Source organism: Comamonas resistens (assembly GCF_030064165.1).
GTDB classification, from domain to species: Bacteria; Pseudomonadota; Gammaproteobacteria; order Burkholderiales; family Burkholderiaceae_C; genus Comamonas; species Comamonas resistens.
This window is the reverse complement of record NZ_CP125947.1, coordinates 1,818,780-1,827,543: the sequence shown is the minus strand read 5'-3', so window position 1 is coordinate 1,827,543 and position 8,764 is coordinate 1,818,780. Positions and strand designations below refer to the sequence as shown.

General features: G+C 63.6%; 12 protein-coding genes and 1 tRNA gene. 1 reads left to right on the top strand and 12 read right to left on the bottom strand.

Going from position 1 to position 8,764, the window contains the following annotated elements; translation table 11 throughout:
* Position 1 precedes the first annotated feature (1 nt).
* The 11 genes from QMY55_RS08565 to QMY55_RS08515 all read right to left on the bottom strand — a co-directional run bounded on the left by QMY55_RS08565 (position 2) and on the right by QMY55_RS08515 (position 7,916).
* Positions 2-391 carry a hypothetical protein gene (locus QMY55_RS08565; protein WP_283488201.1) on the bottom strand — a complete coding sequence of 130 codons (390 nt, stop codon included), beginning with the start codon at positions 389-391 and terminating at the stop codon, positions 2-4.
* A 1-nt stretch (position 392) separates the two neighbouring features.
* Positions 393-911, bottom strand: a complete 519-nt coding sequence (locus QMY55_RS08560) for a DnaT-like ssDNA-binding protein (protein WP_283488200.1) — start codon at positions 909-911, stop codon at positions 393-395.
* Between the two features lie 2 nt (positions 912-913).
* Positions 914-1,147 (bottom strand): hypothetical protein, encoded by a 234-nt coding sequence (locus QMY55_RS08555; protein WP_283488199.1) that lies wholly within the window; start codon positions 1,145-1,147, stop codon positions 914-916.
* A gap of 49 nt (positions 1,148-1,196) precedes the next feature.
* Positions 1,197-2,351, bottom strand: a complete 1,155-nt coding sequence (locus QMY55_RS08550) for a P22 phage major capsid protein family protein (protein WP_283488198.1) — start codon at positions 2,349-2,351, stop codon at positions 1,197-1,199.
* A gap of 71 nt (positions 2,352-2,422) precedes the next feature.
* A complete protein-coding gene (locus QMY55_RS08545; RefSeq protein WP_283488197.1) occupies positions 2,423-3,175 on the bottom strand; it encodes a hypothetical protein in 753 nt (250 codons plus the stop codon).
* Positions 3,176-3,186: 11 nt separating this feature from the next.
* A complete protein-coding gene (locus QMY55_RS08540) occupies positions 3,187-4,614 on the bottom strand; it encodes a DUF4055 domain-containing protein (RefSeq protein WP_283488196.1) in 1,428 nt (475 codons plus the stop codon).
* A gap of 4 nt (positions 4,615-4,618) precedes the next feature.
* The gene (locus QMY55_RS08535; protein ID WP_283488195.1) at positions 4,619-6,082 is read right to left on the bottom strand and encodes a phage terminase large subunit family protein; all 1,464 of its coding nucleotides are present in this window, start codon (positions 6,080-6,082) and stop codon (positions 4,619-4,621) included.
* Complete coding sequence (locus QMY55_RS08530) at positions 6,072-6,701, bottom strand: terminase small subunit (protein WP_283488194.1); 630 nt, start codon at positions 6,699-6,701, stop codon at positions 6,072-6,074. Before QMY55_RS08530 ends, QMY55_RS08535 begins: the two co-directional genes overlap by 11 nt.
* Before the next feature lie 80 nt (positions 6,702-6,781).
* Positions 6,782-7,117 carry a hypothetical protein gene (locus QMY55_RS08525; protein WP_283488193.1) on the bottom strand — a complete coding sequence of 112 codons (336 nt, stop codon included), beginning with the start codon at positions 7,115-7,117 and terminating at the stop codon, positions 6,782-6,784.
* A gap of 129 nt (positions 7,118-7,246) precedes the next feature.
* Positions 7,247-7,765: a hypothetical protein gene (locus QMY55_RS08520; protein ID WP_283488192.1), complete on the bottom strand. Its 519-nt coding sequence runs from the start codon at positions 7,763-7,765 to the stop codon at positions 7,247-7,249.
* A 77-nt stretch (positions 7,766-7,842) separates the two neighbouring features.
* Positions 7,843-7,916, bottom strand: a tRNA-Gly gene (locus QMY55_RS08515).
* A gap of 68 nt (positions 7,917-7,984) precedes the next feature.
* Between QMY55_RS08515 and QMY55_RS08510 the strand changes: the two genes are divergently transcribed.
* Entirely contained in the window at positions 7,985-8,203 is a 219-nt protein-coding gene (locus tag QMY55_RS08510) for a hypothetical protein (protein WP_283488191.1), read from the top strand.
* Here QMY55_RS08510 and QMY55_RS08505 read toward each other — a convergent pair.
* Positions 8,190-8,594 (bottom strand): hypothetical protein, encoded by a 405-nt coding sequence (locus QMY55_RS08505; protein ID WP_283488190.1) that lies wholly within the window; start codon positions 8,592-8,594, stop codon positions 8,190-8,192. The genes QMY55_RS08510 and QMY55_RS08505 overlap by 14 nt on opposite strands.
* Between the last annotated feature and the right edge of the window lie 170 nt (positions 8,595-8,764).

Genomic DNA, 8,764 nt, shown 5'->3' with positions numbered 1-8,764 from the left:
ACTACCCCTTGATGATGAATCTCACCGCCGATGGAGTCCCGGCAGGAGGGATGTTGGAGAAAGCGATGATGTGCACCGGCACACCATCAATGGAAAGCACGTCGCCGGCCTGGTACTGGAGCGCGGGCACTGCACAGATAGCCTGCCGGTCAGATGCCTGAACCACAGTGCCACCGAAATCAGTGCCTACCAGCTTCTGCGAAACGCCCCTCACGGCGCCAGACAGTGTCTCGGACTGCGTGACCGTCTCCACGGGGTCCCAGGGGTTGGGCCCGGGCACGCCCGGAGTCTTGCGCGTCAGCACGATGACGCCCTGGCCCAGACCGCCCTGGCTGGTTGGAGCCAGCAGGCCACGAGCCATATCGGCCATGTCGGCGTAGAAGTTGGCCATTTCACACCCTCAAGATGCATTGCACCGCGCCGGAACTCTTCAGCAGGCAGCGCAGGGAGTCTTCCACCTCTGCCAGTTGCGCGCGCTGAGCCTCCAGCGTGAGCGATAGTCCGTCGTTCGGCCCAAAGCGTTCACGCTCGATCACGTCAACCTTCTCGCGCTTGTTGATGGCGCCCGGCGTGAAGCTCGGGCTCGAAGCGCCAGGAGTACGAAGCTCCACCAGGGCTAGGGCGTAGGTGGCGCGCTCGATCTCCACTGGCACAGCATCCTCTGGCAATGCCTCCGGCGGGGTCTGGCAGAAGTCGAAGGCATCAACCCTGGGCCATGCCAGAGACTGTGCGCGGCCGGCAGTCGGACGGCCGGGGTAGCGCGCTCCATACTGACCGTCCAGGGACCGGCTGGCGCGTACCAGGGCGGATGTTCGCTGGTCATCGGTGACGCCGACAGCAGACCACGCGGCACCGCCGGCTGACACTGCGTGGTACGCCAGGGCGCCGGAAAGAGTGCCGTAATGGGTCATGTTCAGTCCTTCGCGGCTTGACGCAGGGCCTCACGCACCTTGTCTGCGCCGGCGTTGGCATGCACCTTCACGCCGCGCTCTTTGGCCAGGGCATGCAGGACTTCAGCGTCCATGGCGTCGAGGTCATCGCCTGCCGCAGCCGCTTTCCATCCCCAGCCTTCCCACTGCTCCAGCCAGTCCGGCCGGATGTCGGCCTCTTCGCCTTCGCCGCGGACGACCTTGATCAGTTCGCTCATGTTCAGCTCTCCAAAGAGGCGAGAGGCCCGGAAGCCCCTCGCGTCGGCATCAGCCGATCAGGGTTGCGATGTGAGCGCCGTTCGGGGTGCCCACGCCCCAGGCCATGGCGATCTCGTACTTGACCTGGCGGTACTGGCGGTACACCGACACCTCGAAGGACAGGCCAGTCAGCGGATCGGTGATCACCGTGCGGTCATCTGCGCTGTCGCCGCCCTCGGGCAGCGCGGGCGCGCGGGTGGCCAGCACGATGGCGCCACGGTGGAACGCGACGTTCGGGGTGTAGTTGTTCCCGACCGTCAGGCCGTTGCCGTCCGGGATCGCCACGCGCAGGCCGGGCTTGCCCAGCACCAGGGTGCCGGGTGCCGTGATGCCGGTGTTGACAACGTACTTGTTGGCCGAGTCGGCAGCGAACGAGACCACATCGCCGGCCAGGACGGTGCCCGTGCCGGTATCGACCGCGATGGAGCGCGAGCCGATGGCATCCAGCACGTCGGTCACGTAGCTGGCGCCCGTGCCCTTGGTGTGCACGCCGATGGGGTGCGAGTGGCGCAGGGCGAAGTTCTGCACGCGGTCGGTCATGCCGTCGCGCAGCATGTCGCTGGAGCCGGCCTCGTTGACCTTGAACAGCACCGACTGCTTGCCGCGCAGGTTGCCCATGGCGGCGTGGCCCAGAACCAGCTGGCGGTCGATCACGGGCGCGCCGTTCTCGTCCAGGATGCGGGCGATGCCAGCGAAGTCAGACAGATCGCCGGCCGTGCCGAACGGCGTGGTGCCGGCCGTACCGTAGGCGCGCGAGGACGCCTTGTAGGCGGCCATCCAGATGTCGTTCTCGATGGCGTTCACCAGCTTGCGCATGCCATCGGCGAACTGGTCACGCAGGATGTCGTTCAGCGTGCCGGTGTGGCCCACGCCGCGCTGCTCTTCGCCGGACCACAGGATGGGCGCGGCCTTGGATGCCGTGATCTGCACGTCGGTGTAGTCCACCGTGGTTCCGCCGCTGGCCTGGGGGTTCACGCCGGGCGTGATGTCTTCCAGGTCGCCGGCAACGCCGATAGGCGAGCGCACGGTCTGGCCCACGGCAGCGCGCGCGACGTTGGTGTCGCGGCGCACTGCGGGGATGAAGCCCACCATCTCGCGCGAGACGATGTTCAGGGCCTCGTACAGCGTCGGGATGACGCCGGTCAGGGTATTGGAAGTCGCCATGATTTCTCCTTTTCAATGGCTGTTCAACGGAATGAAATGGCCATCGGCCAGGGGTTCCCGCATCGCGGGGGTCAGTCAACGAGCTGGACGCGCTCGGCCATGGTCTTGGCCTGAGTCGCTGGGTCCAGCTTTTCGAAATCTGCTCGGGTCATGGTCTTGGCGCCGGTGCGCGTGTTCTGGCTGCCGGGCGCGCCGGGGCCCGACGCCTTCGCCAGGTAGGCCTTGCCAGCCTTGGACGCGAAGTCCTTCACGAAGTCCTGCGGCGACTGCTCGCCAAGGTCGGTGTCGGCGAACGCAACGCGGCGGCCGTCTTCTTCGCGGCGCACCTTGATCTGGTCGGCCAGGAACTTGGCCAACATGGGCTTGTGGGCGGGGTCGAAGCCGGCCTCGTCCAGGGCAGCAGACAAGGCGTCACGGCGGGTCTGGCCGTCGATGTAGCCGTCGCGCTCCGCCACCTGGGCGGTGATGGCTGCCAGGTCGGAGGCGTGCTTTGCCTTCAGGGCCTCGACGGCTCGCGTGTGCTGGTCCTTCAGGCCCTGCAACTGCTCGTCGGGCTTTCCGCCGGTCTTCAGGCGTGTCCATTCTTCAGCGTCGAAGTCTTCTGGCAGCGCGCTCAGCTTGCTGGTCAGCTCCTCGACCTTCGCCAGGCGCTCCTGGGCCTTCTTGGCGTTTTCCTTGTTCGCCGTAATGACGCCGCGCACCTTGGGGTGGTTGTCCACGTCCTCGATGTCGAGCACGAAGCGGCCATCGGCTGCTTCTGCGTACAGTTCCTTCAGTGCCTCGGGTACTTCGTCGGCGGATGTGTAGATTGCTTTCAGAGCCACGTCATGGCCTCCTAGTTGATGGCGCCCTCGGCGCCGGGAATTTGTGAGCCGGGGCTCACCAGCGGATCGAGGCCGACACCCTCATTGAGGATGTCCTTCCCCTCGTCTTCGTACGACCGGTCCTCATGGATCACGCCGCCCTGCTGCAGCCTGTCGAACAGGGCCTTGTGAGACATGGCGCCGGCCTGCCACGCGGCCACCAACGCCTGGATCTCCTGGGCGGTGATGGAGCGGTCGAAGAACTCCAGGTTCGGCGTGACAATGACCTTTTCAGGATCGGCACCAACCCAGATGGCGGTGTTGCGCAGCGCGCGCTCCAGGCCGGCGGCCGTGGTCTGCGCGATGCTCGTGAGCGTGGCGGTCTGGCTGGCGGCGCGCAGCTTCAGCGCCTCGCCGCTCTCTGCAGACTGCCCGGACTGGATGACTTGGGCGCCGAACTGCGCCGCGCGGCCCAGGGCCTCCTGAATGGCGTCCGCCTGCTTTTCCAGGCCCGGACCGGAGAACTCCAAGTACTTGGCGTCGCCGTCCTTCGGCAAGATCCACAGCACCGACGAGCCGAGCGTCTTGGGCGCGATGCCATCGTCAATTGCCTGCTTCGGATCATCGAAGCCGATGGCCACCGGAGTCGGTTCGCTGGTCATGTGCAGCGAGAACGAGAAATCGGCGTCCAGGCGGTAGATGCGGACAGCCAGCTTGGCCAGGCCGTACAGCGGCACATCGTCGGGGTCTGGCGTCAGGTCCAGGGAGCCGACGAAGACGAATGGGAGGAAGTCCAGCGGCTGTCCCCTTGGCGTGGCCGCAGCAACTTCCTCACCAGCCGCCCATGCGCCGCCGGTGGACTGCTCCCAAACCCGCGCGCGGTACGGTCCGTCGAAGGCCATGCACTGGCGCAGCTTGTTTAGCCGCGTCCACAGCCCCGTGGCGCGGTCGCGGACCGGGCCGGACTCGTCCAGCACCACGTAATCCGGCACGCCGCCCGTCGAGTCCCAGTTGGTGATGGACTCGGCCACGTAGCCCGACAGGTACGGCGTGCCGTCCTCCATCAGGCCAGGCAGCAGTCCGTATCGGCCAGTGGTCATGACCTCCATGCCCATGCGCCGATGCAGAGCGTCGAGCGTCAGGCCGTCAAGGGTCGCGCGCTCGCGCAGATGCTCCAGTTCTGGAGGAAGTTCGATCTTCGCCGGCTTGCCCAGCATGATGCCGACAGCGCCCCGGATCGTGGGAGCCGTCACTTCTGGGAACTCGGCGCGGGTCTTGTAAAGGTCGTAGACCCGTCCCTTCAAGGCCTGATCCTCGATGACCGATGTGCCGGTTTTCATCGGCAGGTATCGCGTGCCTTTGGCCTTTACGTCATCCTCGCCGGCGACGGCGTCGCGCATCAGCTCCCAGGAAGGGGCGAAGCGCAGGTATGACGGGTGTTTGATGCTTGGGTCTTCCATGTGTCTATCCAAAACCTGTCATGACGACGCCCGCTGACTTCAGGCCTATCGGAGCGAGTTCGGTAAGCGCCCAGACCATTGCGTCCAGGCGGTCGGGCGACTTCTTGGCCGTGGCCGGCGCGTACTCCATCAGCTGGTTTTCCAGTGTGTACAGCGCGCCCTGGTGCGAAACCCGCCCCTGTTCGTAGAGAGCAGAGATCGGCTCAGCGCGGGCAAACTTCCCCTTGCTGGCGTGCACGCGGACGATGCGGCCCTTGAACCCGGCATTGCGCAGCGTGGCCTCGGCCATGTCGCCTCCCTGGTTCGTCTCGATCACGATGGCGTTGGCATGGTGCTGGTCGTATGCCGCAATGGCCTTCTGAGCCCAGCCATTCGGGCTGAAACGCCCGCTGTAGTCGCCGTCCACCGTGTACTGCTTCGCCTCGCGGTGGCCGTAGCCGCTCGCCACGACGATCCCGGTTTCATCGCTCTCGTCGCTGGCGGTCGTCGCCGGGTCCACCGCGACAACCGTGCGGACCTTCTCCTGCGTCACCTGCAGACGACGCGCCGAGGCGATCAGCTGCTCCGTCCACAGCGCGCCCTCGGCGTTGAACCGGCGCGGCCGCTGCATGTACTGGGCCTCGGCCGTCCTCCGGTGGGAGAACAGCGCGGCCCGGTGGGTCTCGTTGTGCTTGAACGGCCAGAGCCAGCCATCCGGCAGGCCGTGCGCGATCGGTATCCCGTGCGTGTTCTCGCTGGGGTACGCCTCGCTGTTGTCGATGATCACCGGCAGATTCAGGTGATGCCACTTCTCACCCGACCCGCCGCGCAGCAGGTAGCCGCTCAGGTCGTGGTAGTGGATGCGCTGCATGATCACCACCATCGGGGTCGTTTCGATGGCCAGGCGGCTCTTGATCGTCTCGTTGAACCGCTTGTTCACCCCGTCCCGCACCGTCTCGCTGTAGGCGTCGTCGGGCTTCACCGGGTCATCGATGATCAGCGCGCCCTGCCAGCCCGGCTCCATGTGCCCAGCCCGGAAGCCAGTGACCTGGCCGGCGGCCGACGAGGCATACACCCCGCCGCCGTGCTCCGTCCACCACATAGCCTTGCTGTCGGCGTCATCCTTGAGCGCCATGGGCCACATGGCTTGGTACGCGGCAGACTTGACCATCCCGCGCGCCGTGCTGGAGTTCAGCAGGGCCAGGTTGTGCGAGTAGGACAGGTGCAGGAAGCGCGCGCGATTGTTCAGCGCCAAGCCACGCCCGATCATGTTGATTGTCGCCAACTCCGTTTTCGTGTACCCGGGCGGGATGTTGATGATCAGCCGCGTGATCTCGCCGGCCACCACGCGGTCCAGGGTCTCCTGGATCACCTTATGGTGCGGCGCCACGATCATCTTGGCGCCCATGCGCTGCTTGAAGAAGAACCGGGCGAAGTACAGGCCATCAGCCCTGCACATGGCCGCCCGGATGCTTTCGTCAGCAGTCATCTTGCTCCATCACCTTCCGGATAGCCTCCGGCGTCATGTAGACCACCTCGACGGGGCCGCCGTCCTTGCCGGTGTGCTCGACGCGGTCCTTGAACATGCCCAGGTGCCGGCCGATATCCACCAGCGCGCCCCTCTTGTCGTGAAACTTGACCTTGAGACCGTCTCGGCCCTCGCTCACCTCAGAGATGGCGGCAGCCGTGTCGTCATCGATCTCATCAGCCGCAACCAGACGCAGTCCGTGGTACGGCTCCGTCACCGTCTCGCCTTCCTTGTCCTCGGTCGTGCGCAGCTCCGTCGTTCCCCAGCGCACCACCTTGCGGATGTCACTGAAACCGATCTTGGCCAACTCTCGCAGCACCATGTCTTGGGTGATCTCGGTGCGTGCGGAGCGGGCCTGTATTGCGGCCTGCACGGCGGTCGAAACCTTGACATTCGATAACAGACGGCTCGCCTGCTCCGGAGCCGTCTTGGCGCTGTAGCCGGCTCTGATCGCAGCCTGGGTTGCGTTCAGGTCAATCAGGTACTCTTCGACAAAGCGTGCCTGTTTCGGCGTGAGTTTATTGTCTTGTACGCCAGCCACGTCAGCAGCCGGCTTTGCCTTTGCCGGTCTTGTTGCCATGGCAGGCCTTTCAATCAGTTCTCTTTGCGCTGCACTCCATCAGGCGCAATGCAAAGAGCCCTCTGCGGAGGGCTCAGGGGTTACATCCAGCTCTTCGCCACCCAACCCACACCCAGCGTCAACCCAGCCAACAAAGGCGGCAGGACGATACCTTTTGCCACCTCCATCGCGAATCCATCACTGCCAGTCGTCTTGTTTGCCATCCCCTGCATGCATCGGAATGCCAGAGCCAAGCCATATGACTGAATGATGGAGAGTGTTGGCAGTCCGAATGTCGGCACAACAAACCACCCCCACAGAGTGGACAGCGTCAGCCCCGACCAAAATCCAGCCCACACAAGGACCAAGACAATAGAGGCAAAGCCGCCCAGGAACAGCGAAGCTGCTGTACCGGCAGTCAAGTCAATCTTGGACATGAATTTCCTTTGATAGGTGCCACCGCTGCGGGCAAGGCGTCCCTGGCATGTGAGGCGTGGTGGATGCGCCCGAGCGGTGGCGGAATAAAAAAGCCCGCCGAAGCGGGCTACTCGTTTCCAGGCGAGAAATCAGAGAGGGAGAAGGATCTGGGCCTTGTCTGCGGCGGAAGTCACCCTGTTCATCAAGGGCTTGCTCTTGTCGCGCCACCGGCGAAGGCCCTTTCCGCAGAGACTGGCCACCGCCTTTTCGCTGGTGTATTCCATCCAGGCCTTGTTGAATTCCTGCTGCCAGCCCTTGCCCTCGTTCAGCTGGGCATCCAGCACGTCAAGTGCCCAGGAGCGGAACTGCTTGGCAACCGTAGTGCGCGCGAACATGCCCAACAGATGGCATCCGCGCAGACTGAAAACGCGCACCTCCTGCATGCCGCCGGCGGTCTGCATGCGGATCAGTGCCGTCATGTCCTTGCGGAACTCGTCGGCGTGGCGCTGGTAGAGCTTGCGCACACGGGACTCGACCAAGGGGGTGTCAGTTTGGGCTCCCCCTTCTTTCTCGTACAGCACTGCCGCGATCTCGGGCAGCGTCAGGTACTGCATCCCGCTGTGCTCGATGACATTGAACTCGAAGCCGTTGAAGGTCAGTTTGTTCATGGCGAACCTCATAGTCTGGAAACGAAAAAACCGCCTCTGGGGCGGTTGCGGTGTGGCCACTTTGTGGCTCTGATGTTTGGAGCGGCTTCCGGGAATCGAACCCGGCTCCTCAGCTTGGAAGGCTGATGCCCGACCGATAGGCCAAAGCCGCATTAATTGATTTGCCCTCCTGGAATACGATAGAAGTCCTTACTCAACTATCGCCAGGAGGGCGGAAACATGAACGAAAGAACTCCAGTCATCTTCAAGTGCGAAGACGAAGAAATAAAAAAAGCTATTGAGCGCTCACCTCTTTTATGGCACTACGGCACAACAGGAGAAGTCCATGTTGGCGACACTTTGATAATTGAAGGGCTGGATGTCGAACTGACTATTACCAAGCGCCAATGGAGCACCTCGCCACAGGGGACGGAGCTACGCATTTTTATTCAACGTTAACGCTCACACTGTTCCCGCCCTGCGTTACGCCTTCCATCAGGCTGCGCAGGGCCTTCAACTCCTCCAATATCCGAGGAAGCAATTCCCGCTGCTGCTGGCGGTCTGCGTGCGAAGCAAATGCATTGACCATTGCCTGGTACGCCGCGCCAAACAATTGCGCTTCGTCATCAGCAGTCAGAGGCGAAGGCTTCAGCATGTCCGTGATCCACTTGCCGTCCACTTGACGGATAGTGACCAACTCAGGATGCAGCTTGATCGTGACCCTGGGAGCAATCTCGCCCTGCTCCAGCGGCACATCGATATCCAAGACCGAGTGCAGCATCATTCCGTCAATGAAGATCAGCTTGCGGCATCCATTAGTAAGGATCTCAACCTGGTTTTGCTTGCTCATGGCTCGCCCCAATAGAAAAAGCCAGCACTTGGCTGGCCTTGGTAAATAGAACCCCATCCGGACTTCCGGCAGAGCCGCTGGGGGATGCCGTTCGCTGTACTCCAGCTCCACGACAGCTCGCGGTAGTGTCTTCCACGCCTTCAAGCGGCTCGGGCGTGGCCCCTGGCTGG